At 53.2% G+C, this 25527-nt stretch carries 21 protein-coding genes and 4 pseudogenes; 15 read left to right on the top strand and 10 right to left on the bottom strand.

Translation table 11 applies throughout. From position 1 onward, the window contains the following. The first annotated feature begins 13 nt into the window (after positions 1-13). The gene (locus KRAC_RS29290) at positions 14-1000 is read left to right on the top strand and encodes a YwqG family protein (protein ID WP_007913600.1); all 987 of its coding nucleotides are present in this window, start codon (positions 14-16) and stop codon (positions 998-1000) included. A gap of 333 nt (positions 1001-1333) precedes the next feature. On the opposite strand, the gene KRAC_RS29285 is transcribed toward KRAC_RS29290, so the two are convergent. Further along, entirely contained in the window at positions 1334-1909 is a 576-nt protein-coding gene (locus KRAC_RS29285) for an alpha/beta hydrolase (protein WP_211221345.1), read from the bottom strand. An 804-nt stretch (positions 1910-2713) separates the two neighbouring features. On the opposite strand from KRAC_RS29285, the gene KRAC_RS29280 reads away from it, so the two are divergent. From KRAC_RS29280 to KRAC_RS29255, 7 genes and pseudogenes are all read left to right on the top strand, one after another. After that, a complete protein-coding gene (locus KRAC_RS29280; RefSeq protein ID WP_007913594.1) occupies positions 2714-3781 on the top strand; it encodes a DUF4158 domain-containing protein in 1068 nt (355 codons plus the stop codon). Between the two features lie 73 nt (positions 3782-3854). Next, the gene (locus KRAC_RS71775) at positions 3855-4016 is read left to right on the top strand and encodes a hypothetical protein (protein WP_007913592.1); all 162 of its coding nucleotides are present in this window, start codon (positions 3855-3857) and stop codon (positions 4014-4016) included. Positions 4017-4287: 271 nt separating this feature from the next. Further along, positions 4288-4557, top strand: coding sequence for a YciI family protein (locus tag KRAC_RS29275; RefSeq protein WP_007913591.1), 270 nt, complete (start codon positions 4288-4290; stop codon positions 4555-4557). A gap of 58 nt (positions 4558-4615) precedes the next feature. Then, positions 4616-5816: pseudogene (locus KRAC_RS62740) on the top strand (IS701 family transposase). Then, positions 5813-6280 (top strand): transposase, encoded by a 468-nt coding sequence (locus tag KRAC_RS62735; protein WP_052568675.1) that lies wholly within the window; start codon positions 5813-5815, stop codon positions 6278-6280. The pseudogene KRAC_RS62740 and the gene KRAC_RS62735 overlap by 4 nt, the downstream one beginning before the upstream one ends. A 350-nt stretch (positions 6281-6630) precedes the next feature. Then, on the top strand, positions 6631-7032 hold the full coding sequence (locus KRAC_RS29260; RefSeq protein ID WP_211221344.1) for a TetR/AcrR family transcriptional regulator: 402 nt from the start codon (positions 6631-6633) through the stop codon (positions 7030-7032). Between the two features lie 172 nt (positions 7033-7204). Next, complete coding sequence (locus KRAC_RS29255) at positions 7205-8188, top strand: SDR family NAD(P)-dependent oxidoreductase (RefSeq protein WP_007913590.1); 984 nt, start codon at positions 7205-7207, stop codon at positions 8186-8188. A gap of 472 nt (positions 8189-8660) precedes the next feature. Here KRAC_RS29255 and KRAC_RS29250 read toward each other — a convergent pair whose 3' ends face one another. After that, positions 8661-9233 carry a recombinase family protein gene (locus KRAC_RS29250; RefSeq protein ID WP_007913589.1) on the bottom strand — a complete coding sequence of 191 codons (573 nt, stop codon included), beginning with the start codon at positions 9231-9233 and terminating at the stop codon, positions 8661-8663. Positions 9234-9497: 264 nt separating this feature from the next. Between KRAC_RS29250 and KRAC_RS29245 the strand changes: the two genes are divergently transcribed. The 3 genes from KRAC_RS29245 (at position 9498) to KRAC_RS29235 (ending at position 12410) form a co-directional block, all read left to right on the top strand. Then, the gene (locus KRAC_RS29245) at positions 9498-10034 is read left to right on the top strand and encodes an RNA polymerase sigma factor (protein WP_007913588.1); all 537 of its coding nucleotides are present in this window, start codon (positions 9498-9500) and stop codon (positions 10032-10034) included. Next, positions 10031-10927: a hypothetical protein gene (locus tag KRAC_RS29240; RefSeq protein ID WP_007913587.1), complete on the top strand. Its 897-nt coding sequence runs from the start codon at positions 10031-10033 to the stop codon at positions 10925-10927. Before KRAC_RS29245 ends, KRAC_RS29240 begins: the two co-directional genes overlap by 4 nt. A gap of 541 nt (positions 10928-11468) precedes the next feature. Then, positions 11469-12410 (top strand): L,D-transpeptidase, encoded by a 942-nt coding sequence (locus KRAC_RS29235; RefSeq protein WP_244422325.1) that lies wholly within the window; start codon positions 11469-11471, stop codon positions 12408-12410. A 180-nt stretch (positions 12411-12590) separates the two neighbouring features. On the opposite strand, the gene KRAC_RS29230 is transcribed toward KRAC_RS29235, so the two are convergent. The 3 genes and pseudogenes from KRAC_RS29230 to KRAC_RS29220 all read right to left on the bottom strand — a co-directional run bounded on the left by KRAC_RS29230 (position 12591) and on the right by KRAC_RS29220 (position 15591). Further along, positions 12591-12968 carry an ISL3 family transposase gene (locus KRAC_RS29230; RefSeq protein ID WP_420795840.1) on the bottom strand — a complete coding sequence of 126 codons (378 nt, stop codon included), beginning with the start codon at positions 12966-12968 and terminating at the stop codon, positions 12591-12593. Between the two features lie 525 nt (positions 12969-13493). Next, entirely contained in the window at positions 13494-14219 is a 726-nt protein-coding gene (locus KRAC_RS29225; protein WP_040445294.1) for an ISL3 family transposase, read from the bottom strand. A 235-nt stretch (positions 14220-14454) separates the two neighbouring features. Then, positions 14455-15591, bottom strand: a pseudogene (locus KRAC_RS29220) (ISAs1 family transposase). Positions 15592-15927: 336 nt separating this feature from the next. On the opposite strand from KRAC_RS29220, the pseudogene KRAC_RS29210 reads away from it, so the two are divergent. Beyond that, positions 15928-16365, top strand: a pseudogene (locus KRAC_RS29210) (IS6 family transposase); the annotation flags it as partial. Positions 16366-16489: 124 nt separating this feature from the next. After that, positions 16490-17527, top strand: coding sequence for a serine hydrolase domain-containing protein (locus tag KRAC_RS29205; RefSeq protein ID WP_040445291.1), 1038 nt, complete (start codon positions 16490-16492; stop codon positions 17525-17527). A gap of 255 nt (positions 17528-17782) precedes the next feature. Here the strand turns inward: KRAC_RS29205 and KRAC_RS29200 are convergent, their stop codons facing one another. Continuing rightward, the gene (locus KRAC_RS29200) at positions 17783-18166 is read right to left on the bottom strand and encodes a hypothetical protein (protein WP_007913583.1); all 384 of its coding nucleotides are present in this window, start codon (positions 18164-18166) and stop codon (positions 17783-17785) included. Between the two features lie 981 nt (positions 18167-19147). Then, entirely contained in the window at positions 19148-20437 is a 1290-nt protein-coding gene (locus tag KRAC_RS62730; RefSeq protein WP_007913578.1) for an RNA polymerase sigma factor, read from the bottom strand. A gap of 250 nt (positions 20438-20687) precedes the next feature. On the opposite strand from KRAC_RS62730, the gene KRAC_RS62725 reads away from it, so the two are divergent. Together KRAC_RS62725 and KRAC_RS29185 are read left to right on the top strand one after the other, a co-directional pair. Then, on the top strand, positions 20688-22295 hold the full coding sequence (locus KRAC_RS62725; RefSeq protein WP_007913576.1) for a rhodanese-like domain-containing protein: 1608 nt from the start codon (positions 20688-20690) through the stop codon (positions 22293-22295). A 275-nt stretch (positions 22296-22570) separates the two neighbouring features. Then, a complete protein-coding gene (locus tag KRAC_RS29185) occupies positions 22571-23038 on the top strand; it encodes a DDE-type integrase/transposase/recombinase (RefSeq protein WP_274532156.1) in 468 nt (155 codons plus the stop codon). A 65-nt stretch (positions 23039-23103) separates the two neighbouring features. Here the strand turns inward: KRAC_RS29185 and KRAC_RS70300 are convergent. The 3 genes and pseudogenes from KRAC_RS70300 to KRAC_RS29175 all read right to left on the bottom strand — a co-directional run. Continuing rightward, a pseudogene (locus tag KRAC_RS70300) lies at positions 23104-23358 on the bottom strand (2Fe-2S iron-sulfur cluster-binding protein); the annotation flags it as partial. Then, on the bottom strand, positions 23359-24564 hold the full coding sequence (locus tag KRAC_RS29180; protein ID WP_007913574.1) for an MFS transporter: 1206 nt from the start codon (positions 24562-24564) through the stop codon (positions 23359-23361). Between the two features lie 549 nt (positions 24565-25113). After that, a complete protein-coding gene (locus KRAC_RS29175; protein ID WP_007913572.1) occupies positions 25114-25515 on the bottom strand; it encodes a RidA family protein in 402 nt (133 codons plus the stop codon). Positions 25516-25527: the final 12 nt, after the last annotated feature.

Raw genomic sequence — 25527 nt, 5'->3', positions numbered from 1 at the left:
CAGGAGTTGAAACATGATGCAGAAGAGAACAACGCCACCCCCACCCCTTGATATCACCGCTCTCTTTCCCGAATTAGCTCCCCTGGCCCGCCGAGCTGTACGCCTGCACCCACGTCGAGGCCTTAAACCTGGACCTGGTGAAAGCAAGGTGGGCGGCACGTTTCTCTGGCCCGCCAACGAACCCTGGCCGATGTGTTCGGTTGGTCATGCCCAGACTGAACCTCGACGCAAACAGGATGCAGAATTGCTGCGCAGGGAGGCGGAGACCTGGGGTCCAGTGAATGAGCGCTACCCTTCTGGAAAGCCAATGCCCGAGGGCCAGCCACATGGAGCTTATGTTGGGGTCATCCAGTTGCGAGTTGCTGATGTCCCCGAACTTGGCTTTCCAGAAGGGTGTGATCTCTTTCAATTGCTCTGGTGTCCACGAGACCATGACCATGAAGAATACTCCTACTACGGACCTGAATGCCGCGTGTATTGGAGACAGAGCAGCACTATTTCTGAGGTTCTGAAGGAGCAGCCAGTACCTGCCATCTTCGATCCTCATTATATGCCGCAGGTCTGCCAGTTTATCCCGGAACGCATTCAAGACTATCCAGACGTCTTCGCGCTTCCCGAAGAGTTGCAGTACCGCATCTGGAACTGGGAGGAGACGGAGGCCGCTCAAGGCCACGTATATGGCTATCCGGATGCAGCTCCTGGCATGAAGATTGGCGAGAATGTCGATTGGATTCAGGACCCCTGGTTCCCCCCCTGTCCTTCCTGTCGGCAAGAGATGGAGCATTTACTCACGGTAGCAAGTTGGGAGTGGGATGGGGGGTCTTTCCGCTGGTGGAGACCTCTGGAGGAACCGCCCCTCGCGCATGGTGTGCCTCTGCAAGACGGTCAGGATACGAATGATGACGCAGGGATTACGCTGGGAGATGCAGGCAATATCTACCTGTTTGTCTGTCGTCGCTGTCCCGGTTGGCCTATAGCCTATACGCTTCAATGTAGCTAGTGCAGATTTCTCCCGCCGAATCTGGGATTTACACACCAGCCTGCTAGCTCGAACGGAAGTTATTTTTTAACGGCACCTTAGCGTGGTATTCCGGTCCGTTAATACTCAAGGGCCACAATCAAGTCGAATGACACTGTGTTCCAGGCGTCCCATTAGCAGAAAGATTACATCCCTACCCATGATCTGCACACAGGAGCCAGGCAGGAGCGAGACGGCAAAACACGGCAAGGACCATCTGACATTGCGTTCAGACGGCTGACGTATCGCTGAACTCGCGTTCATCCGCCATCTCCATCCTGTCGTATATAGGTGCGAGCTGTGATGGTTGCAGCGCTAGTTTGAAGCGGAGAACCACGCCCATGCCTCGCGTGCAATCTCTACTGGAATAGTATGTGGACCATCGAATTCTTGATAGGACACGTCGTAGTGGTCATGTTGTAGTTGCCGCACAATGCGGCGACTACAAAGATCGATGGGAAGTATATTATCTTGTGTTCCGTGCGAGATATAGATGAGGGGCTTGCCATGCCTTGATGACTGAGGTAGGCGTCCTGGTGAGAAAGCAACGATATGAGTAAAGAGATCGCCATTTGCCAGCCCAAGCGAAAGAGCATACGATGCTCCATCAGAAAAGCCACCAATTGCGAGGTGTGATGGATCTATCGCATAGTTCGTAAAGATATGAGTGAGAGCCTTGTCAATTGAGCGAACATCCTCATTATAAGTGTTCATGATTGCATTCCAGGTTCGGCTTCGTGAGGACGGCGCGAGCAACATGAAACCAGCCGTGTCTGCTACTGGAATAAATGATGTCAGGCCATCGCGGGCGTTGCCTCCTGCTCCGTGCAACATGATAACAAGTGGTGGAGGGCTAGTAGTACGATAATTGGAAGGAACGTAGAGAAGCACACTAGGTGTATCCTTTAAGCGAAGGGGATGAAGTCCGCTAACAGCAGACTTCTCATTTGTCGGAGTCGCAGGTCGCGCTGTCAACCTCTCACGCATTGCTTCTGAGTTCGTATTGTTTATCGAGGACATCACCCACTACTCCTCATCTTCACAATACAGGATTTACGGCCACTCGCTCCCTGGAAAATGATTGCTTTTCGTGACAAATACTTCTCCTCTTATTCCTTCTAGCGAGACGAGCCAGGGAATACGTCTGCTGCCTCGTCATTGGATCAAGAAACTGTCTCAGTGGAAGTTTTGTTCGGTTCTTCATTCTACCACATTGACATCATCGGGCCTGTGGGAGAACCATATCCACGACTATGGCGCAACTTTTGACAGAGATCGTGTCCATTGGTCCATTCGCGCACAAGTTGGTATCTCCGCGCGGAAGTGAGCGGACTACACGGACAAGAATTGGCTCTTGTCGAGGTATCTCCCGGATGATGGAATAATAGGAATTAGGGAGAAACGGTAAAAGCGGCGTGGCCTAAACTGAGAAAACAGGCGAAAATATGGATTTGCACCTGTTATTTTGCCTCCTTTCCTCTGTTTCACGCTCAAACGCTTTGCTGATTTGCCCTCTAACGCCCATAAAAAACAGGCGAAAAAACGGGCGAGTTGGCCTTTATTAGAACAAAGGTGCGCTAATTCCTACTATTTCGTTATCCGGGAGATACCTCATCACAGGGCTAGTGGAAGAGGCAAATTCCTTAGCGTGCGTTTTCGTTCCATTAATACTCAGAGGCCTAAAAGGGCTGAGAGATGATGCGGATGTTAGAGGAAGAGATGCCTTTTACTTCAAAAACCCCAACGTATTTGACCCCGGAACAGCGTCAAGAGCTGACCCAGATCCCGGCTGATCTGTCCGACCGAGAGATTGCTCGCTACTACACCTTTACGCAAAAGGATCTTGATCTGATCAACCAACGGAGGCGACATCATAATCGTCTGGGCTTTGCTGTTCAGCTTGCCGTGCTTCGATTCCCTGGACGCCCTCTCAAGGATCTAGCCGGGGTTCCCAGTCGCGTTCTGGCTGTAATCGCAGATCAAGTACAGGTTCCTGCTTCCGCCTTTTTCCGCTATGGAGATCGTGACCACACACCTTATGAGCACCTGGATGAGATACGGCGCGCATACAACTTCCGCGAATGTGGGTGGAAGGAGTATGTGTGGCTGGCCCATGAACTGTTGCCGCTGGCATTGGAGAGCGAGCATCCGCTCCCGTTGATTGAACACATGCTGGAACTGCTGCGGAAAGAAGGAATCCTTCCCCCAGGGTTTCCTCATCTGGAGCGGCTGACCTGGATTGTGCTCAAGGCTGCGGAGAGGTGCCTGTACCGCCTGCTGACGTCCAATCTGACACTGGAGCATCGCACCAAGCTAGATGGATTGCTCCAGTGGGATTCCCACTTTCCAGCGCTTGCTGCGGTAAGCTGTAGTAACACAGGTTGCGATGGTCACGATCCCGTATCTTCGGGCTGCGATAGTGATGCACAAACGAAATATACGGCAACGAGTAACGATTTAGGAGGAGAGTTAAGAGCAACTGTTTACCTTCGCTATAGCGTAGCGTGCTTGGCCGCGTGGGCAAAAGTGGTGTTTAACCAACCGATGCCATCCGGTCACTACGGAGATGCGGTGGTTGCTCGGAATTCAGATAATAGGCAGCAGGATTGCATAGAAGCAGGCGGCAATGGGAAGGTTTGGCCCGGTCAGACATCGTGCTATAGTGGAATGGTTGGTGGTGGTTACTCGCTAACTGCCTATGCTGCTGGCCTTTATTGGTCGCCCTATGCGTGGAAGCAGGTAGCCACCACATATTCGTATTAGTCCCTCTCTGACATTTCTGGAGTCAAGTGGCTGGCTTGCACATTTCCAATGCATACCCTTTCCAGGCCACTTGATGTCAATCCCAACAGTCTGCAATGTTCGCCAGCAGACTGTTGGGATTGACCAACAACAAGCAATGCTCTGGCGCCTCAGTGCCTCTTTCCACCGTGGTGATGGCACAAGCCCCATCGGGAGCGGCTTTCCCTGGATGACCACCACCGATTCCCGTGATTGACGCCGATTTCCCCGTTTCACCTCAAAATCGGTCGAAGTTTGCCCAATTTCCCAGCTCTCTCCCATCGTACCGTCTCTCCATTGCTCTGGATGAGCTCGACGCAAAAAAAACTTGCCGCACCCCCATGCAATGGGTAGCCCACAGCTTTTTGCGCGGGCTATGTGAGGGATGAGCAAGATCAAAGAAGTTTTTACCACAGTCCCTATACTATACTTCAATTGCAACTCTAGTGTTGATAATACGTTTATCCTAAAAAGTACGGAGGTGAAAAATGTTATTTGTAGTCATTGGTAGTAGCGCAGGAAAGACTCGTGACGAGATTATGGCCATCTATCCTCGCCACAAGGCATTTCTGGATCAGTTCCTTACCCGCGGTGAGGTGGTAGGAGTAGGTCCTTTCACTGACCCAGGAGGCGGAAATATGGGGCTCTTCCGCAGCCGGGCTGCGGCCGAGGCCTTCGCCAAGTCAGATCCGTTCTTCTTGGAAGGAGCCGTGAAGGAGTATCAGATCAAGGAGTGGGGCGATAGCATGCTTTCCTAAGTACTACAGCCCCACTTAAGGAAAAAATGTGGTAGGATCTCTCGGGGAGGAGAAGCCTATGACCACATCAGCTAGGATCGAGCAGGAACATCTACAAGAAGAGGAGGCCCTACGCCGCATCACTGGTGCAGCCCAGGTGCTGGAAGAGCTTACCGCACGCTTGGGCAAGCACGTTCGCCGCGCGGAAGTCCGCTCACGCCTGGAACGCTATCTCCGGGGTTTGTTGGCCCCCGTTGGGCGCAAGAATGGCTGGCAGATGGCCGAGGCTCTTGGGGAAGCCAATGCGCATGGGGTGCAGCGGCTCCTGCAAGAAGCGGAGTGGGATGAGCAGGCCCTACGCGATGAGCTGTGCAGGTACGTCATCGAGCACCTAGCAGGCGAACAAGGTGTACTGGTCGTCGATGAAACAGGCTTTCTCAAGAAGGGAAAGAAGTCCGCAGGGGTCGCCTCACAGTACAGCGGTGCGGCGGGGGGAACAGCCAACTGCCAGATTGGTGTCTTCCTGCTCTATGCGAGCTCCAAAGGCCAGGCATTCATTGATCGAGAGCTCTACCTGCCCCAGGAGTGGACCCAAGATCGGGTGCGCTGTCGAGAGGCGGGTATCCCCGAGGAGGTCGCTTTCGCCACTAAAGGCCAGTTAGCACAGCAGATGTTGGCGCGCGCCTTTGCTGCAGGGGTACCAGCACAATGGGTGGTTGGCGATACGATCTATGGCTCTGACGAACTGCGGTTGTGGCTGGAGGCACAGCACAAGCACGCTCTCCTGGCAGTCCCAGAAACACATCTGGTATGGGTCGCTGGTCGCCAACAACCTGTGGGCTTGCTCGCGGCGCTTTTACCCGCGTCAGCCTGGGTTGTGCTCTCCGCCGGCGAAGGCAGCAAGGGCGCGCGACGCTATGAATGGGCCTGGCTCCAATTGCCAGAGCGCGCGCGAGCAGGCCGCTGCCCAGGGCCGCTGGGTGCTGATCCGGCGCTCGCTCTCCGACCCGAGCGAGCGGGCCTACTATCGTGCGTCTGGGCCAGCAGAAACAACCTTAGCGGAACTGATAGCCGTGGCAGGGAGTCGCTGGCAAATTGAAGAGGGCTTTGAACAGGCCAAGGGCGAGGTTGGACTCGACGAGTATGAGGTGCGAACCTGGCGGGCTTGGCACCGCTACGTGACCCTGGCTCTGCTCGCCCATGCCGCTCTCGTCGTGATGCGCCGTAGCATCCAGGAGCAGGAAAAAAAAGCGGAGCCTGCGGCGAGCGCATCGAAGTGAGTGTACCAGAAGTGCGTCGCTTGCTGGCTGCGTTGGGCGCCTCGTCAGAAGAACAGCGCTTGCGCTTGCACTGGTCCACCTTTCGGCGGCGACACCAGGCAACGTCCAAGCGTTTGCATGCGCTGCGTCGTGCTCGTCAGGCTCCCTGCCCGCCTGCTCAGCTTCCAGCTCCGGTCCCTCTCTGTGGGCTGCCTCCCCTCACCGAGGCGGACTGGCAACGCATCACGCCGTTGTTACCACCCCAGACCCCGCAGCGAGGCCGCAGAGCAGCGGATTATCACCGGATGGTGGAGGGTATGCTTTGGATTGTGCATACTGGCTCATCGTGGCGCGAACTGCCAGAGCGATTCGGCCCCTGGGAGACGGTGGCCTATCACTTCTACCGCTGGGGCAAAGTAGGTCTCTGGCAGCGCATCCGAGAGGTCTTACTCCAGGAGAGGGCGCTGCCAGGTCCTGCTCCCTGATCATGTATGTGGGACTGTAGTATAAGTACTACAGCACCACTTAAAACGTGGGGTGGCTCCACAGGCTCACTGCCATATTACAAGTCTTCTACAAAGAAGGAGCCTAAGAAACCACTTCGTAACATATATACCTCGCTAAGTGGGACTGTAGTATAAGAGCGTGTTTTGTAAATGACCACAGAGCTAGAGCCAGGACTGGCGAGCCAGCGGGTGTAAGCACACTCCCGCTAGCTGCACCTGTCGCATGGACTGAAACGTCTTAGAAAGCGGCTTCAGCCTATTTACAAAACAGGCTCTCAGAAGGATCACTCTTCACCTACTTTGAGACCAAGGAGACACTGTTCAATGAATTGTATTTGGAATTGAAGGCCGAAGTGCGAGCAAACATGCTCGACACGTATCCCGCCCATGCAAGCTTAGGGGTCCGTGCTCGTTGGGTTTGGGACATGTATGTTCGGTTCGGCATTGCCCATCCTGATAAATACAAAGTCATAACCCAATTGAGCGTTTCGAATTCCATCTGGGAACAGACCAAACGTCTGAGTATGGAAGGATACGAAGCTCTTCATGCGATGATTCAAGAGACGTTTGCCTGTGGTGCTCTCAAAGATCAGCCCTATGAATTTGGTACGACCTTACTCCTCTCTCTCATGAATATGACAATTGAGTTCATTGCACTCCATCCTTCAGAGGCAGACCGTTTTTGGGATGCTGGCTTTACCGCTTTCTGGAATGCGGTGACAGGGTCCTAAAAATTTTCTTCTTAAATGAGTGCCTAAGCAATCATTTATAAAACAAATGATTGCCAAACGTTGTCTGACTATTAGATTGTGCCAAGGCAAATGGGACGTGTGTGTTATCAATCACGGCTCTCCACACTTCTGGTACAATCACAAACACTCATGTTTCTTTTGGGAGATTTTCATGACAGCACCCAATCCACTCATCACAACCCGATTCAACGTCACAAGCACCGCTGCGGACGTCGTAGCTGGTCTCGACCTCTCTAGCGTCCGTGCCATCGTCACCGGAGCCTCGTCTGGCATCGGCCTTGAGACCGCTCGTGCACTCGCTAGTGCTGGTGCGGGAGTCACCCTCGCAGTCCGCAATACCGACGCTGGCGCGAAGGCTGCCGAGGACATTGCGAAGTCAACCAGGAATAAGCGTGTGCGCGTCACCGCTCTGGACCTCGCCAATCAAGCCTCAGTAGCCAACTTTGTCCAGAGCTGGAAGGGACCGCTGCATCTGCTGATCAACAATGCAGGGGCCATTCCGAGCACTCTGTCCCAGACTGCGGAAGGCTGGGAACTGCAGTTCGCCACCAATTACCTTGGTCACTTCACTCTGAGCCTTGGATTGCATGACGCCCTCGCCGTTGGTGCCCGCGAACGGGGCGAGGCACGCATCGTCTCGGTCAGTTCCACGGCACATATGAGATCACCAGTCGTGTTCGACGACATCCACTTTGAACGACGCGAGTACGACCCGCAGGCGGCCTACGCACAGTCCAAGACCGCCAACTCGTTATTTGCGGTCGAAGCCACGCGCCGCTGGGCCGCCGACGGCATCGTCACCAACACTGCCAACCCCGGCGGTATCGCCACCGGATTGCAAAGAGACTTCACACAGAAACAAAAAGATTACTTGGCCGCCGCCGAGGCCGCGGGAGTCTTCGTCTACAAGACTGTCGAGCAAGGTGCCGCTACTACCCTCGTCGCGGCAGTTGCCCCCGAATTCGCCCACACCGGCGGACACTATCTTACCGACGGCCAGGAGGCCCACACGGTGCCCAACGACGCTGACTTGTTCAAAAACAGTGACGGTGTCAAGCAGTGGGCGATTGACCCGGACATCGCACAGAAACTGTGGACGGTCTCGCTCGAACTCATCGGCCAACCCACCGCGTAAGGCGAATCGAATCCGCATTGCGGGGAGATGCGTGTCCCTATCGGAGGGAGGCCCAGGATACGTGTGAAAACTACTCAAAGTGATAGATTTTTTCACGTATCCTGGGCCTCCCTCCGATTTGCTTCTCGTCACCGTTTGCAACAGCCCGAAAAGGACGCCATTTTATGCCTACAAAATGAGCCGTTGCATTTTTCCGAAAAGCATCAAAGGGATGAGATGAAATTGCGCCGCCATATTATGAGAGAGAAGTTTTTCTCAAAAATCGTCTCAATGCATTCTTCAAGCTAATCGTCGGCAAATTATCTGAGAGAAACGCGCCAATTTACCTGAGAAATGACATGACCCCGAGTTGGGGTCATAACATTTTTTCGTACACTTTTCCCCGCTAAGGGTTTGCAAGCCTGATAGGAGCCTTCAATCTCCCCGCTAACGCACGCGCAAGCAGGAAGGGCTATCGGCCATCTACTCGCCTTCATTCTGGTGTTTGTGCTTTCTGCTCTCTGACATAGCGATATAACGTCGAACGGGAGATCCCAAGCGTCGAACAAATATCATCAATGGAATGGTTTGGATCTGCAAACAGACGCAAGGCCAAGGCAACTTTCCCATTGGAGGTCAGTTTTCTGGGTCTCCCTCCTACGCGTCCCCTCGCACGGGCTGCGGCTAATCCTGCATTCGTTCGCTCTCGAATCAGATCGCGCTCAAACTCAGCCAGCGCTCCCATCAGGTGAAAAATCAGCTTTCCTCCTGGGGTTGTAGTATCAATATTCTCGGTGAGGCTGATAAAGTCTACCCCATATCCCTGAAGGCCGTTGAGGGTTGCGATGAGGTCTTGGAGGGAGCGGCCTAAACGGTCAAGTTTCCAGACCACCAGGGTGTCTCCTGGCCTGATGAACGCCAGGGTGTCCTCCAAGCCTTTGCGTTCAAAGGTTGATCCGGTCATCTTATCGCTGAAATACTTCTCACATCCCCCTTCTTTCAACGCATCCCTTTGTAATGCCTCGTTTTGTTCTTGCTTGGAAACCCGGATATAGCCAATCTTCATAGAACCTCTGCTAAGGTTTTCGAGAGCATCGGACAAAAATGGCTGTTGTAGGAAGGAATTCTTGCCATACCTCATCCACGCGTGCTGGTTAGTTTACTTTCACTCCCCCCACTTCTCTCTCCTCCTGCGATGTGGGCGGATTCGGCCCCACCAGCCGTCCTACCAACGTAATACTGAGTGTAAGCTTTTGGCGTTTTCTCCGATGTTCTATATAGATAAAACAAAAGGCAGGGTAAGGCTATTGCAAATCATCTGTTCTCTACCATGACGGACCATGAATTGGTGGCACAGCTCTATCGGAGGTACGCTCAGACGCTCTTAAAATACCTTATTTCTTCCCTTCGGGAAAGGCAAGATGCCGAGGATGTTCTTGTGGAGGTCTTTCTGGCCGCCCTTGAGTACCGGGGACTTGCGCGCCTGAATGAATACCAGCAATTCGCCTGGCTACTCTCGGTGGCACGCCATAAGGTCGCGGACTGGTATCGCGCGACAAAACGTCTTTCGCAGGCGTCGCTCGATCAGATGACACCCTTTCTTCAGGAACCTGTAAGCAAGGAGAATCAGCCAGAGACCATAGTTCTGAAACGGGAAGAATACGCGTTGCTTCAGCGGCTGATTATGCGTCTGCCCAAAACACAACAGGATGTGCTGCAGCTTCGCTTCATTTGTGGGCTACGCCACGCGGAAATCGCGTCTCTTCTGAACAAAACCGAGGGCGCGGTGCAGGTGATCTTCTCCCGTGCCATTCGCGCCTTGCGGGCCAGGTATCAGCAGGAAACCGGCAGAAGGATGGTCAAATGACTCATAAAGATACACTCTGGCATGATAACCCGGACGATCTCAACTCCTCTGCGGGCACATTCAAGGGAGATGTGGAGGTGCCAGATCCAGACGATGAAAAGATGTACATGCTACTGGAAATGTTCTACAGTACCAGCCATGAAGAAGATGCTGGCTCGCTACAGCGAGCATGGGAACGCATCGCGCGTGAGGGTTCACATGCATTCCCTTCTCAAAGGCGTGCTCGTCGAATCCAATCGGCTCCGCTGGCTTCTAGGCGGTTAGCTCGTCCTGTTCGACGCATCCATTCCAGTTTGAGAATACTGGCCGCCTGTTTGGTAGCTTGTGTCCTTGTTGGAAGTATGCTTGGCATGATCGCGCTCCACAGCACAAAGTCGTCTGGACCCGCGTCCCAGAGGCCATCACCGAGCGTGACACCAGTCCGCGTTCTTGGAAATACCCTGGGACCGCTCTCGCTGGGCATGAGTCAGGATGAGGTGAGAGTGATAATGGAGAAAACGTCGAAGGTCTCCTCAGGGAAAGACATAGACAGACAATCTATCATGTTGCAGGCGGATAAGATGAATTGTGAGGTAGCATTTAGGTTTCTTTCCCCTCAGAAAGCGGTACAACTGCTAGCCTGGGGTTCCTTTCAGGGAGCCACACAGCAAGGGTTTCGTCTGGGAATGACGATGCAGGAGTTCACGCAGCACTACTCCTCATTTCATCTGGTATCGCATGAGAGAACCTCCTTGCCGTTTCCCCTTCTTATAAAGCAGGGTATTTCCTTAAAGCAGGATATTTCCTCTATCATCTCGATTACAGATGGGAAACACATCACGCTATGGGTCGTATTCGATCAGCAGCAACGTGCGCTCCAAATGGTTTTGCAGTCGGGAAGCCAGGCCGGGTAAACAGACGAGAGGGTTAATGCTTCCCTCTCGCCCCTACCTCCTGTACGCCAGACACCCATAAAAGGACATCCATAAAAGCTCAATTCGATTTGTAAAAGCTCAAACTGTTGTCTGGTTGAGTACATGACATACTGTATCTTTTTACATCACTCGAAGCTTATAGACATCGCAAAGGAAAGGAATTCAACTGATGTATCAATTTCGACAGCCACTGATAAAGGAGCAAAGCCGGAACGCTCCGCGATCCTCCTCTCTAAGAGAACAGGTCGCACCGAGGATGGAGGGGCCGCATCTTCAACGCCCCACATCCTCTCTCACGAAAGCGCCCCACATCCGATCTCATCTCCTCGTAAGGGTGGGCCTTTCCCTGCTCGTGTTCCTTGTTTGTTTGGGCATCTTTATCAGTCTCGTCCAGTTTTCTCCCCTCGCATCGCTCCTGGGGGGAAGCCAAACGCAGGCAACTCCTATAGGGCATTCATCCACATCATCCATCTTCCAAGTTGTGCAACGTCCGTCCGAAGTGAATGACCAGATGAGGGCGATGGGACAGGAGAAAATCCATGCATTTGAATCCGCACTTGGGCATATCCAGCGAACGAGCAAAGATGTGGCCCACTATCAAGCTCAATTGCAACATTACCGCACGCAACTGGCGGCGCTCTCAACAAGGCGCGACTATATAGCCTTTCTCATTCAGATTGGCTCCGATCTGGCTTCAATGCAACAGGATCTGGCTGACAATCAACCACAGCCCATGCTCAACCAGTTTAAAACGGAGGCTCAGGATTGGGGCAAGGCTCACCTCTATCACGACCCCTTCGACAAAAAAGACTACTATCTCAACTCAAGCTATCTCTCGATGGATGGACATAATGGGTACTTCTATGGCGAGAGCGCTTATCTCAATGATGAAATCCGGGCCAATTCGCCCCAGGTTATGCAAGATATTAAAGATGATTACTTCCTGCACGCAATGCTGGAGGCCAATTATGAGGATACAACATCCTATAATCAACCACATCAGGTCGATCAAAACTTACTTGCTTACTACAGTTTGCAGAACGCGGATGTCTTACTTGTTTCGCTGACAGAGCAATCCATGCGCATTTATCACGATGGGACGTTGAAGCAGTCCCTCCTGCTCACAACGGGGCGAGTCTATCGTCCTACCCCGGTGGGCCACTTCCACATGTCGACACATTATGAGAACCTGACGCTCACCTCGTATGATGCTCCCAGTTCGCCTGATTACTACACGCCAGTCGTGGTACGGGATGCGGTCCAGTTTTGGGACAATGGGTATCTGATCCATAGCTCACAATGGCGCAAGGATTATGGTCCTATGACCCAATTTCCTCACAATGACTCCGGCGGAGATCCAGAGGCAAGCGTTGGAAGCCATGGCTGCATCAATGTTGCCCCCAGCATTTTGCGAACGCTCGCGCCAACCATTACCACACAAACCCACCTGATCATTTTCTAGCCGCAATCATGACTCATCCCTCGATACCGTTGGGACACCCTCAACCAGCTAGATATGAAGAGCAACTCTGAGGAGAAGAACAGAAAAAAGCGAGCGAAGTTTTATACCTGGTGGTTGCTGGCTGTAAATGTGATTACTTGATGGCGGCAAAATGGTTCTTTCTCACTTTCCGTGAAAAGGTCAAGCACAATGAAGGACTCGCTGGCGGAGTAGGTCAAATTCAGCCCGTCCGTACATTTGTCGTTTGATCAATTTCAGGCGATTCACATGTCCTTCAACCATTCCGTTGTTCCATTCCAAAGTGAAGGCTGCTACGACAGCCTTCCAGTCCTTGCGAAGCCCAGCGACAAAACTATGTAGTTCGGGACACGAGCTTTGAAGAGCTTGTTGTGACCAGTCGTCAAGTTGATCAGCACGACGGTGGTGGAGCATCTCCCGAAACTGCTGGACGAGTTGGTAGATCAAAGCCAGGTCAGCACTGCGGTCTAAGATTTTCTGCAGATCTTGCTGTTCTTCTCGTTGTAAGTCGGTAGGAGAGCGTAAAAACAGGAAACGCACTTGCTTGACGGTCAGCGTTCGAACAGCAGGAGGTATCGGAGTAGCAGGCAAACGGGCCCCGGTGCGCAGACACACGAGATACTTATTGACTGAAGCATAGCTTCCCTTGTAGCCAAGAGTTGTGAGTTCCCGAAACAGATGAGAGGCATTGTGTACCCCTGCCTGCCATCGCTCCCAGAGGTAGGAGTGATACGCCTCCAGTTTGGTTCGCTCGGCACGGCGGCGCTTTTTCTCTGGAAAGCACGGTGCGGCAAGAAAGCGTTCAATGGTCTGCGATGGACACCAATGTGAGAGGCAATTTCTGCAATTTTGAAGCCTTGTTTACGCAGGGCGATAGCCTGCTCATAGCGTTCCTGACGCTCTTGGCGCTGTGCTAAACGGATCCCCTCAGCCTTTTTGCTGGGTGCAGGACGGATCTCACTGAGAACTGGAGGCTGTGGGGGGGATGCTTGCCCCTCCCTTTGGGCATCTGGCCTAGGCTCTTCCGTGAAGCGAAGACACCCTTTGTTTCGGTCAAGAATGGGTTCAAGTGCATCTCCCAAATTCTTGACCCGCGTGAAAACGGTCTGCCACCTGAATGGCTTGAGGAGCTCCCTGTCGGGCTGCATCGGCATACTCAGTACTGCGATCTCGACTGACAATCTCCACACTGGGATGCGCCTTCAGCCAGGTGATGACCGAGTCGGCCTCCCGGTCAGGGAGGAGATCAATAGGAATATGCCGTTCCAGATCGCAAAGAATTGTGCCATACCGACGTCCTTTGCGCCATGCCCACTCGTCCATCCCAACAACCCGTGGCGGCACTGGATCAGGAACTGCAGAGCGGCGAATGAGACGCAACAGGGTCTGCAAACTTGCAGGCATCCGAAGCTTTTCCGCCAGATGAGCTCCTGGCTTTCCTCCCAGGGCAAATGCTACCTCGCGTAACACATTGGCCTGTCGCGAGGTGCGACGAGCATATGGGAGCGCAAACGTGGGAAATTGCTCTGCAAACGTCTTGCGCGGGCAGGTGGCCTCATCACAGAAAAAGCGGCGAACCTGCAGATGCAGACGAACCACCTGCGCCTGGCAAGGTAAGTCAGCAAGCGTACGCATATATCGGCTGTGAACACGTCTAGAGATCTGATGACACCCAGGGCAAGTACCTTCTGCCTGAGAAGATCGTACGTGCAAAAGCAAAGTATCCTTCTCCCAGGAGACCACTTCTAGCAAGAGGTCATTGGAAGAAGGAAAGACGAACGGAGAGATCATGGAATGTGAGTATCTTTCTTCGTGGGGAACAAGTGGAACAAAACTTTTGCTGGATCTTATTCTATCACTCATCCCTTTTCACGGAAAGTGAGAAAGAACCTAATCTTTTATCAAGAAAAACCGCTTCACAGGCCATTCGGACTCTTTTCCCACGTGGAGATTACCTCACATAATTCCCAAAAGAGTACCTCATCGAATTTCAATATTTACAGGGTAATATACAGGGCAATCGCATCTAATTAACCCCATCAAGAATGCGGAGCAGGTACTGGGTATCCCAGCCAGCTTTGAGACGCTTGGCATGGATGCCAACCCGAGAGGAGCGTTCCTGACGTAAGAGATTCAGGCTGATATGGCGTAAAACGGCCAGATTTTCGTTTGCATGACCAAGCCGAACCCGCGACTCATCTTCCCGAAAGGCCACATCCAACACCCAATGGAGGCTGTTTTCGATCCCCCAGTGGCTTCTGACCGCCTTTGCAAAGGTTTTGACCGATGAAAAACTGAGCAAGAAATAGCGCGTTTCTTTCGTGGTCTGCTGCTCCATCCGCCGTTCTGCCCGCACCACCCCAACGCCTCGCAAGCCTTTCCACTTCCCTTCTGGATCAAGATACGCCAGGATGTCGGGGTCGGAGAGCGTCCAATACTCGCGGATTTCCAACCGACCATGCCCTTTTGCCACCTGCCGATCGGTCTGCCAGTGTTGGCCCGCAAAGCCGTCCTTTTCGGAGAGGGCAAAGGTCGCTTTCACCTCGTCATACAGATTTCCCTGGTTGTCTTTGAGCGCCAGAGCGTAGTCGCCCTCTTGCTCGATAATCTGTTCAGCAATCTTGATTTGCGTTCCCAAGGCATCAATGGTAACCAGACACCCCTGTAAAGCCAGTTGCTTGAGCAGCAGAGGAATGGCGGTGATCTCGTTGAATTTCTCTTCCGTCGCAAGTTGCGCCAACACCAGCCGATTTTCCACCGCCCACGCACTGACCAGATGCAACGCTTTTTTGCCATTCGCCGCATCGTGTGAGCGGCGCAGCGTCTTGCCGTCGATGGCCACCACTCCCTTGACCGTTTGAGCAATCCCCTGCACTCATTGCACAAAACTGGCCTCAAATTGCTTGGGGTCAATGAGGGAAAACACGCGGCCAAACGTGTCGTGAGAGGGAATACCATTGGGCAGCGCGAGCAATTCCGTGAAAAACGCCTCTTTCGCCTTGCCGAATTCTTCAATTGCTACCCATCCTTCGGCTCCGCAAAGGATTCCGCAGATCGCCAGAATGATGATATCTCGCAAACGGTGCCGTTTCGTTCGATCTCTTCGAGGGTCTTCCACCTGGGCAAACAGGCTTTCCAGGTCTCGCAGGTCTTTTTCTTCCATCTGGGGGCCTCCCACTTTTGGGCCTATTGTATCACCTCCTCGTCCTTTTCTTTTTGCTGATGAGTTTATTTAGATGCGATTACCCTGGGGTAATATAGGCATCTTGCTGTCTTTTGAGATCGTGACCCCGAAGAGAATGGCTGCCTGAGCTTCTGTATCATTGGCTCTTGTCTCGGTAGTGTTGCAAAAAAATTTGAGCTGAGAAAATGGATCGGGTAATGACGGCACAAGAAGCATTGTCACAGAGAAAAGGTGCATGTTCTGCATCTTTTCCTGACGAGAGATGTTCGAGTGCGCTTCAATTTGCTGAGCTTTAAATTTTTTGCAACACTACCCTATTTATGGCGAGCCGTGGATCAGGAGGGCAACGTGCTCGACATTCTGGTCCAGAGCCACCGCGATAAGAAAGCGGCGAAAAGATTTTTTCGCAAGCTGCTCAAAGGGCTCCAATACGTTCCGCGAGTCATCATCACTGATAAGCTGAAGAGTTATGGGGCGGCGAAACGCGAAATCCTGCCTGGGGTGGAGCACCGTCAGCACAAAGGGCTGAACAATCGAGCAGAGAACTCGCATCAACCCACGCGACTGCGCGAGAAGAAAATGCGCAAATTCAAATCAGCCAAACAGGTGCAACGCTTTCTTTCCGCGTTCGGTCCCATCTCGGGGCATTTCCAACCGCAACGTCACCGTTTGAATGCGCGAGAATACCGTGCCACTTTACAGGGTCGATTCCAGCAATGGAATGAAGTGACCGGGGTGAAACTGGTCGCATAACCACAATGACATCCTCACCTCTCATTGCCCTTCAGCGTCTCTCCTCGTTATAGCTCATCAATATATTTCATCCCCACGAACAAGTTGACAATACCAGCTGAACTTCACGCCAGCCACCACATTCGTGCAGGCCATCCACGGCTTCGAGACGTTCCCGCTCACAGCACGGCCCGGAACGCTCTTCCAGTATTCGAACGCCAATTACACCCTCGCAGGGTATATCGTCCAGCAGGCGTCCGGACAGTCATACAACAGCTACGTGCAGCAGCACATCTTTGTGCCGCTTGCAATGACGCACACGTACGCCATGAGCGGCACGGTCCGCGAACCAGGCCTCACTCCTGGGAACCTCACCTGGTTCGGGCTGATGAGCCTCCCAGTCACCGATTCGTACGCGCCGCCGATAGTGCCGGCCGGGGCGGGCTTCATCTCCAGCGCCTCGGACATGACGCACTACCTCATCGCCCAGATGAACGGCGGCGTTTACAACGGGACGCGCATCGTCTCGGCGAAGGCTATGCAAGAGATGCATGCCCCGCTCTCCCCACCAAACGTGCAAGGCCAGGTCCCTGATGCCACGTCCTACGGGCTGGGCTGGGGTGTGGGGACCATCAGTGGCCAGCCTGTCATCACCCATGACGGGCAGACGCATGACTTCGATGCGGCGATGGCCATCCTCCCGGAGCAGAAGATCGCGGTCGTCGTGCTCATGAACCAGCAACCTCAGTTCCTCATCAGTTACGACGACCAGCTCTATGAGGGCGTCATGCAGGGCATCACGACTGGCACCTTCCCGTCAATCGGCCAGGCCTTTAACGTCTTCTACGGGGTATTCGACGCGATCGTCCTTGCCACCCTGCTCCTGATGATCCGTTCGTTCTGGCGGACTGGGAGATGGGTGCAGACATTCCGAGGACGGGTGAGGCGGATCGGGTTCTGGTGGGCGGCCGCCAGTGCGGTCGGCCTGGATCTGGCCATAGCCGCACTGATTGCTGTAGCCGTCCTCTACGGGCTGGGCTCCCTGACCGGCTTCGTGCCCCTCACACCTGCCAGAATGAACTATGGCGCACCCGATGTTGCCGCCTGGATCTACGCGATCATCCTCTTCTTTCCTGTTCGCGCTGTGGTGCGGGCGATCGTCATCGCCTCCCGTGGCAGGTGAGCACCGCCTCGTTGCTCCCTGTCGCTCCTGGCCGGTGGCGATCCGGCTTGAGGGAAGGCGAGGATCTCTGCCAACATCTCTTACAAGGCCGTCTTGTGAGAGATGTTGGCAGAGATCCTCGCCTTCCCTCTTCTTCGCAGTGTTTTTCTTCCCCTGTGCCAAGATACGTGGCGGAGGCGCCAGGAAATGCATCCAAAGCGTCGCATTTTTGATCCTTCTCAGGTATTTACCTCTCGAGGTTCCTTCTCCATTTGATCACCTCTTCTGCATGAGCCACTGCGTCCCCTGCTCGATGACGAACGGACTCTTGCTTTGTTCTGGCTTCCAGCCATCTTCCAAAGCCTTTTGAATAATCCAGGCCGCATCTTTCGGCGTATGAAGATTGATTCCCCCTGGCTCGAAGGATATGTGGTCAAGATCAAGCAGTAGCGGCGTTCGCCGTGGCCATCCAATTGGGGCATCTTCCCCGGTAAGAAAAAAGACGCGCAAAGGACTGGCTTTTGTCTGGGACAAGTAGGCAGTAAAACGATCCCGGCACTGCCAGGGGTTGGCTAGATCACCTGAGGCCACATAGCCTGGAGTAAGCCTCCAGAGATAGGTTTGGCCTTGTACGACAATCTGCCTGAGCTTCTTTTTCACTCTGCACCTCCTCCCGAGAATTTAACATATGGAAATGTCTCTGTCTAGATGCGCTCATCAACTCTGGCGCGAAACCCTGATGAGTTAAGTCAGAAATGTTCAGTTATGACCCCAAGTATGGCGGGCCCCTCCCACCAACAAGAGCCGTTTTGGCCCAGAAACCCATCTGTTTTTCGGCTCTGTGCCATGTTATCCTGGCAAAAATCGTGTGGCTCCAGAAGCTGCTTTCAAGAAATGCGCGCCATTTTATGGTGACAAAACAATCCATTTCGCCCGGGCTACGGAGCCCTTAAAAGATGAGCTATGCTGCTACGCCACATTATGAAGCAGAGATTTCATCCAGAAATCACCTCGCTCCGCCTCTGGAGCCAACGATGGGCAACAATCCTGGCAGAAATACGCCTTTAAATCGGACAGACGACATCTTGTCTTTGCTTCGTCTCTTCATTTGATCTGAGATGCGTACGAAGCACGGATATATCCTTATTCTACACAACGAAGGAGAGCCAGAAAAGAGCCAATCGCGCTAGAAAAATAGCTGATCCAACCAACCAGTGCGCGCGTGGCGTTATTGTCTACGGCTAGAACCATATAATGGCAATGTGTAGCATATATTGGCAATAAAATTGGGATCAGAATCACTGTTTGCCACAGAAGTACCCCAAAACGACTCACTGCCACGATATGCTATACAATGCAGAATTGCTGCCAAAAGATGCTTCAGAGCATCATGTTGCCTGATTGCTCTCGATCAGCCTGCGAGCGTGGAACAGTGTCAGGATATACTTCACAGGCGCGGCCTACATGGGGGTAAAATCACACGATAGGAAGCGATCATATGAAAAAGAGATCTCCATCTTCCTCAAATGTTCCCATTCTTCCTCCGCAGGCAGCAGGAGCAGATAGGTGTGACCTCACGCCTGCTTTACCGCTTTTCCTTCAACCATTTTTCTGTTCTGCTGCATTACAACCCGATCATTCTCAAGAGATGGTCAGGACACGCAAGGTGTAACGATGGGCCAAAACCGTCAGGTGGTTGCTGCTCTCCACGTCAGCCATCCGGAAGTGGAGAGCAGATTCACCATCATACTCTACCAGTCTTCCTGGTTCACTGGTCCAATGCGGATGCTGCTGCAAAAACTGCTGAGTGAGCGGATGCGACCAGTAGACCAGTTGATCGACGGAGGGAACATCGCCACGTGCGCCCATGTCCTTGCCACAATGGACACAGTGTATATGAATCCAGAACGGGTAGGGAGACGTCCTAAGGCGTTCTGGGTATGGAGAGAGAGGTGCCTCTGTATCGTTTCCTTCCACACAGACCAACGCTGGTTCTCCACAAGACAGGCAGGGGTGCTGACCCTTGAGGAGCGCTTGCATCAGGCGATCGGTCAGCCCTTGCATCGTCCGCTTCCAGGCAGGCCGAAACGAGTGGAGGCCCGAGAGCTGGACCAGGCCCATACTATGGACCGTATCCTGATGGTAGCGCCGAACACAGTCAGGACAGCGGAGATGAAGATTCGATCTCTCCTCACCCCCAGCTGCCAGAAAACACCCCTCCAGTCGGTGGCGCGCACAGAGGGGACACCACAGACGAGTTGGCTGCCATCCCTCGGCCAGTGCTTCATCCAATGTCAATCCCACTGCTTCTGCTTCGTGACGCAACGGTCCGTGGAGAAGGTGACGCAGATGGCGACGTGCTCGATACAGGCGAACCTCCAGAGCGTTGCTTGTGAGAGAGAGGCGCTCAGCAACCTCAGAGCGAGGGAGTCCAAGCAGGTGGCACATCTCCACTATCTGGCGTGTGTCGAGAGGTAACGCACCAAGCGCCCGATCAAGCAGCAGGACCAGGTCCTGGCGGCTGAGCTCTTCAAGAGGATCGGATGTCTCAGCAGCGAGAAGATCGATCTCGTTGGAGCCTTCCTCATACTCCATCGTAGAAGATGGCTGGAGCAATGGGACATGCCGGAGAAGATCCATCTCACGTCTACGAGCCGCGCGACGACAGATATTGCGACAGATCTCGTCAATCCAGGGGTGGAAACCAGCTGGAGAGTGGAGACGCTCCAGATGACTCCAGGCTTCAAGCAGCGTTTCCTGGACCACATCGTCGATGCTATGCGGTTCTGTGCCTCGTGCTCGCGCAATGCGAGCGAGGCGCAGACGTGTCGCTGTCAGTATGCCATCTTGATCTGCTAGCAATGCAGACCGCAGCCACTGCCGTTCGCCAGGGAAGCACTGCTGCACTGGAGGATCGATAATTTCTTGCATAGCTTTTCCTTTCTTAGTCTCTGCTCTCTTATCACGTGAGAGGAGCTTTCCTTACCCCTTTTTTCGAACGTATCGGGTGTCGCACTCTCTCTTCTGCCACCTTTCTCTCTCCTTTTCCATCCGTTGAGAAAGCTGCTCAAAATTGTGGTAAGTTTCTCGGCATCCAGGCGATAGGATACTGACGCACGATGAGAGGAGCACAAACGTCTGCTCTCTCTCCGTCGATCATAGCAGCGTATGGAGGAAAATCATGGACGCATGTCCCTTTTGTACCACTTATAAGGATCTCCCTTCTACTCCAGGCGGGATTCTCTTTGAAGACCGTCTCGTCTATGTGCATCACTACTGTCGGGATGAGGGACCCAGTTACCTGGGCCATCTCTTGCTGAAGACAAAACGCCATGTTCCCGGCCTGGCGGATCTGACCGAAGCTGAGGGGCAAGCAGTCGGTCAGAGTATAGCACGCCTCTCGAAAGCACTCCAGGCCTGTACAGGCGCGGAGAAAATCTATGTCGAAGCGTACTATGAGGTGGTTCCGCATCTCCATCTGCACCTTCTGGCTCGCTATCCTGAAACCCCACAGGAGTACTGGCGCTGGAAGATCGGCGAGTGGCCGCAAGCTCCTCAAGGGGGACCCACAGAAATTGCAGCTCTTTGTGAGCGGTTACAGGCGTATCTTGCGCAAACAGTGCGTGGGAGCGTTGAGCCACACCATGGAAAAGGTATTATGAAAGGACAGCATTCGATGAACACCACCCCAATGAAACCCCACATCCTCGCCCTTCTCCACTTCACGCGTCAACAAGAGGTACAGTTGATCGCTAATCTCAGTGACGCGGAGCGCAACGCGACAGGGATACCAAACGCTGGGACAACAAAAGACGCATGGACAGTAAAAGACTTTCTGGCAAATATGCTGCGCTGGAAAGAGTTACAGACGCAAAATCTGGCTATAGTGCAACGAGGAGAGGTACCTCCTGTCTGGACAGACATGGAAGTGGTCCACCAGATCAACAGCGAGACATTTACCCGCTATCGGACCTCCACGTTTCAGGCCATAGAAGAAGAGGCGGAACACGTTTTCAACGCCTTCATCACACAGGTGGAAAGAATGAGCGAAGAGGAACTCAACGATCCCCATTACTACGCCTGGCTGGAAGGAGCGCGATTGCGCAATGAAGTCCTAAACTACGGGCTCTGGTTGCCCTGCAACCAACTCACCATATGCGCTCTTCAGCTGGGAAAAAAGCAGCTTGCCTTCCAGCTTCAAGAGGCCCTGGTCCAGGCAGTCCGCCAGAGCACATTGCCGGATGAGGGTGTAGGGGTCGCTCTCTATAACATGGTGTGCTTCTACGCCACAAACGGCGAGCCTGAGAAGGCCCTGCACCATTTGCCAGAGGCATTACGCTTGAGACCAACCCTTGTTGAAGTGTCCAAGCGTGATTCCGATCTCGAGAGTCTGCGAGCCAATCCAGCCTTCCAGGCCATCCTCACTGATCCTGTCTTACTGGCTCGCGTGCCTCTCAGTGATCTGGTGAAACCACACGATCTGCACACGAGCCTTCGTGGAGAGGTTCCCCCTCTCGTGATTGATGTCCGTGGGTCCGCAGAGTACGTAGTTGGTCATGTGGCAGGTGCGGTGAATATTCCGCTGGGAACCCTCGAAAGTCAGCTCTCACAGATTCCGCACGAGCGGCCTGTGGTTACCTATTGTAATATGCATAACCGGGGAGCGTCGCGTGGAGAACAGGCCGCAGCTCAGCTCCGTGAGCAGGGATACCAGGTGCGTACCCTGGATGGCGGCTATCCCGCTTGGAAAGAACAGAGCTTCCCTGTGGAAGCAGCGCTCCAGGTGTAAAAGAGAAGCATCGACCAGGGGGTTCCCTGGTCGATGCAACATGACACTGTCCGCTTGCATAGTACTATAATGGTGAGCAGGAAGCCATTTTCCTCGCAATGGACCCACTACTCAAGCCGTCCTTCCTGCTCACAGTATACCAAGTAGGAACAGCATCCAACGGTATTGTCAACTTAAAAAATTTCGTTGATGAGCTTTCACCACTTCGATGCCAGATCAACCAGAATTCTCGAGCAACCAAGGCAAGAAAAAGGGCGCAATCCCCACTTTGAGGCCTGTTTCTCTTCTATAAGCTCTACAATTTCAATGAAGTTGACAATACCAATGGCAACCTGGTTGATTCACGCCTCAGCGAGAAACGGGATATGGAGGCCGCCCAACAGTTTTTCAAGCAGGCACTCGCCGTTGTTGGCCATACCCCTGAACGGGTGACAACGGATGGGCACGCCTCCTACCCACGAGGAGTGCGTGAAACGCTAGGCGCTCATGTGCTCCATCGAACCAACAAATATCTCAATAATCGCCTGGAGCAAGACCATCGAGGAGTCAAGCAACGGTATTATCCCATGCATGGCTTCGGAAATTTTGACTCGGCTGCTCGTTTCTGTTCTGCCTTTGACGAATTAAGGAACTATCTCTGCCCTCGCTCCACCAAGGGAGAACCGCCCTCACGCTCAGAACAGCGACGAGCTTTCCTTGATCGGCTTACAGCCTTGAAGGCATCGATACAAGCAGCCCTCTAGCGAGAGACCGCACTATCTCAGCATTCGCTTTCCACAATGAGCTTCTGTGTTCTCAGTTCTGACAGAACCTCGCCGGAGATCAGACCACTTTCACAGGCGTGGCAGACGCCGGTTCGACAAGCCCACCGGACCGGCACATCACAGGCTTCAGCAAGTTCGAGCAGGCTATGAAATTGCGAGTTCCAGTGGACCGTGAGTCCGCTCCGTGCGAACGAAACCAGGGGACCTGCCTCTGCTGGACTGGCCGGTGGATGTGGTGGTCGAACGGTTTTGTTCACCAGACCTGATGGACTGGATGTGCCCGGACCGAATAGCTCTGTCTAGTGTCTGTCTAAGAGCATGCTCCAGAGGGTGATCAGGATGCCGACTACCGTGACGACCGCGCCAACCCAGGTGATCGCATTCAGTCCGAGCTGTGGGCTGGCGGCGATAATCCCACCCAGAAACGCACCACCGGCGTTCCCCAGGTTGAAGGCTGCGGCATTAAAAGCCGCAGCCAGTGCTGTTGCTCCTTTTGCTTTGTCCACAATACGGACTTGTAGCATCGGGATGATGGCGAAGGCTGCAATACCGAAGAGGAAAATAGTGACGACCGCGGTAATCATGTTGTGCCCGGTGATGGTGAAAAGAGCTTCGATAAGAGCCAGCAAGACAAGGCTCACCAGCAGGGAGCGCATCAGCTTCCAGTCGGCGGCTTTGCCTCCGATAATGTTTCCAAGCGTGCTTGCCACCCCAAAAAGAACCAGAATCAGGCTGACAGCTGTGGGCGAGAAGCCTGTAATGCGCTCAAGAAAAGGGGTGATATAGGTGAAGATGGTGAAAACTCCTCCAAAGCCGAATGTCGTCATGAGCAGTGCCAGCAGGACCTGTTTGCGGCCAAGGATGCGAAATTCCTGACCCAGGCCAGAGGTGCTTGTATGTTGCGTGCGTGGAATCAGGAACGTGATGCTCATAAAGGCGAGTAGACTCAAGGCGACAATCACCCAGAATGGTGAGTGCCAGCCAGCCTGTTGACCGAGAAAGGTGCCCAGAGGAACACCAATGATATTGGCGAGGGTCAGACCAGTGAACATCGTTGCAAAGGCGCTGGCACGTTTATCCGGAGCGACCATTTCGGTTGCGACAACCGTACCAATGCCGAAGAAGGCTCCATTCGCAAAGGCGGCAATGATACGAGCAAGCAGGAGTGTGAGATAATTCGGCGCAATTGCCGCCAGCACATTTCCGAGCGTAAAAAGAGCAAGGAGCAGCAGGAGCACGCTTTTAGGGGAAAGTTTGCCGGTGACGACGGTTAAAAGTGGCGCTCCAATGACAATACCAAGAGCGTAGCCTGTGACCAGGAAGCCCGCCGATGAGATCGAGACGTTCAGATCGTGCGCGACATTTGGGAGCAGACCGATGATTATAAACTCGGCCATACCGAAAGCAAACGTACTGAGCATCAGCGCGTAGATGGCCCATGAAAGAGAGCGGGCTGTTCTCTGAGGCCACTCATGACTTTGTGTTTCTATGAAATTGTTTTCCATGCTAATCTTTTCCTTCATCGCCATAGCCTCTGTTTTAGCACCAATGCCACCATGCTCATCCTCTCCCTTTATTTTTGCCCCTTCCCCGCCGGTTTGTGCTTACTTTGGGTGCTATGGCTATCTTATATACGTATCTATTTTTTACGTCGACATCCAACGAGTATTGCCTGAAACTTCAATGCTATCGCTAACGGGAGTGATCCTTGCTGTCACGCCTGTTTTATTCATGTTGCTCATAACGCGTCCAGCTTTTTCAGCGTGAGAACAACTGAAAAAGCTGGACGCATCGTTTCTCTATTTCCGGCAAGGCTTTTACACCAGGCTCCTAGGCTGAGGAGCTCTTCACTCTAACGACTGCACATTCACTCGCGTGGAAGACTTTTGTCTTCTTCGCTCTCTTGTGTCGATACACGGATTTTTCTGCATGTACGCTGCCCTGCTTTCAAGAGGTGGATCGAATGGATGTCGTCTTTAAAACGTACATCTGCAGCCTCAGCATTCATCTCCACACTTTTATTTTTCTATGGCTCTCTGTTGGCTCTGGCTTTCTTACGCTTTTGCCGCAATGACCTCGAGTTCAACGAGAATTTCCGGGTAAATCAATTCGGTAACCACAGAAAACATGCCTGCTGGTGCTGGAGAAACATCACCCAGGTAACGGCCTCGAACTTGAATATAGGCCGATTTATCCTCCGCGTGAATCAGATACTGATTGACCTTCACGATATCAGCTACCCCCATGCCAGCAGATTCCAGGATGGCCAGAATATGCTTCCAGGCCAGGTCGGCCTGCTCCTCAATCGTCTTTGGCACGGTCCCATCAAGCTTGATGCCGGGCGTTCCAGACGCATACAACCAGCGAACATTGCCTGGGACCTCCACCCCATCACTGTAGCGATCAGGGCCGTGACCACCAATCAGTGCTGACACCCCTATATTGTGGATGTTCATTCTTCGTCTCCT

The organism is Ktedonobacter racemifer DSM 44963 (genome assembly GCF_000178855.1).
GTDB classification, from domain to species: domain Bacteria; phylum Chloroflexota; class Ktedonobacteria; order Ktedonobacterales; family Ktedonobacteraceae; genus Ktedonobacter; species Ktedonobacter racemifer.
Note: the sequence above shows the minus strand (reverse complement) of the source record. Positions and strands in the feature narration are given on the sequence as shown.

Excerpts from the sequence above, each read along its gene's own strand:
- KRAC_RS29290 (WP_007913600.1), top strand. The coding sequence starts at position 14 with ATGATGCAGAAGAGAACAACGCCACCCCCACCCCTTGATATCACCGCT.
- KRAC_RS29280 (WP_007913594.1), top strand. The coding sequence starts at position 2,714 with ATGATGCGGATGTTAGAGGAAGAGATGCCTTTTACTTCAAAAACCCCA.
- KRAC_RS71775 (WP_007913592.1), top strand. The coding sequence starts at position 3,855 with ATGTCAATCCCAACAGTCTGCAATGTTCGCCAGCAGACTGTTGGGATT.
- KRAC_RS29275 (WP_007913591.1), top strand. The coding sequence starts at position 4,288 with ATGTTATTTGTAGTCATTGGTAGTAGCGCAGGAAAGACTCGTGACGAG.
- KRAC_RS29255 (WP_007913590.1), top strand. The coding sequence starts at position 7,205 with ATGACAGCACCCAATCCACTCATCACAACCCGATTCAACGTCACAAGC.
- KRAC_RS29250 (WP_007913589.1), bottom strand. The coding sequence starts at position 9,233 with ATGAAGATTGGCTATATCCGGGTTTCCAAGCAAGAACAAAACGAGGCA.
- KRAC_RS29245 (WP_007913588.1), top strand. The coding sequence starts at position 9,498 with ATGACGGACCATGAATTGGTGGCACAGCTCTATCGGAGGTACGCTCAG.
- KRAC_RS29240 (WP_007913587.1), top strand. The coding sequence starts at position 10,031 with ATGACTCATAAAGATACACTCTGGCATGATAACCCGGACGATCTCAAC.
- KRAC_RS29235 (WP_244422325.1), top strand. The coding sequence starts at position 11,469 with ATGGGACAGGAGAAAATCCATGCATTTGAATCCGCACTTGGGCATATC.
- KRAC_RS29225 (WP_040445294.1), bottom strand. The coding sequence starts at position 14,219 with ATGATCTCTCCGTTCGTCTTTCCTTCTTCCAATGACCTCTTGCTAGAA.
- KRAC_RS62730 (WP_007913578.1), bottom strand. The coding sequence starts at position 20,437 with ATGCAAGAAATTATCGATCCTCCAGTGCAGCAGTGCTTCCCTGGCGAA.
- KRAC_RS62725 (WP_007913576.1), top strand. The coding sequence starts at position 20,688 with ATGGACGCATGTCCCTTTTGTACCACTTATAAGGATCTCCCTTCTACT.
- KRAC_RS29180 (WP_007913574.1), bottom strand. The coding sequence starts at position 24,564 with ATGGAAAACAATTTCATAGAAACACAAAGTCATGAGTGGCCTCAGAGA.
- KRAC_RS29175 (WP_007913572.1), bottom strand. The coding sequence starts at position 25,515 with ATGAACATCCACAATATAGGGGTGTCAGCACTGATTGGTGGTCACGGC.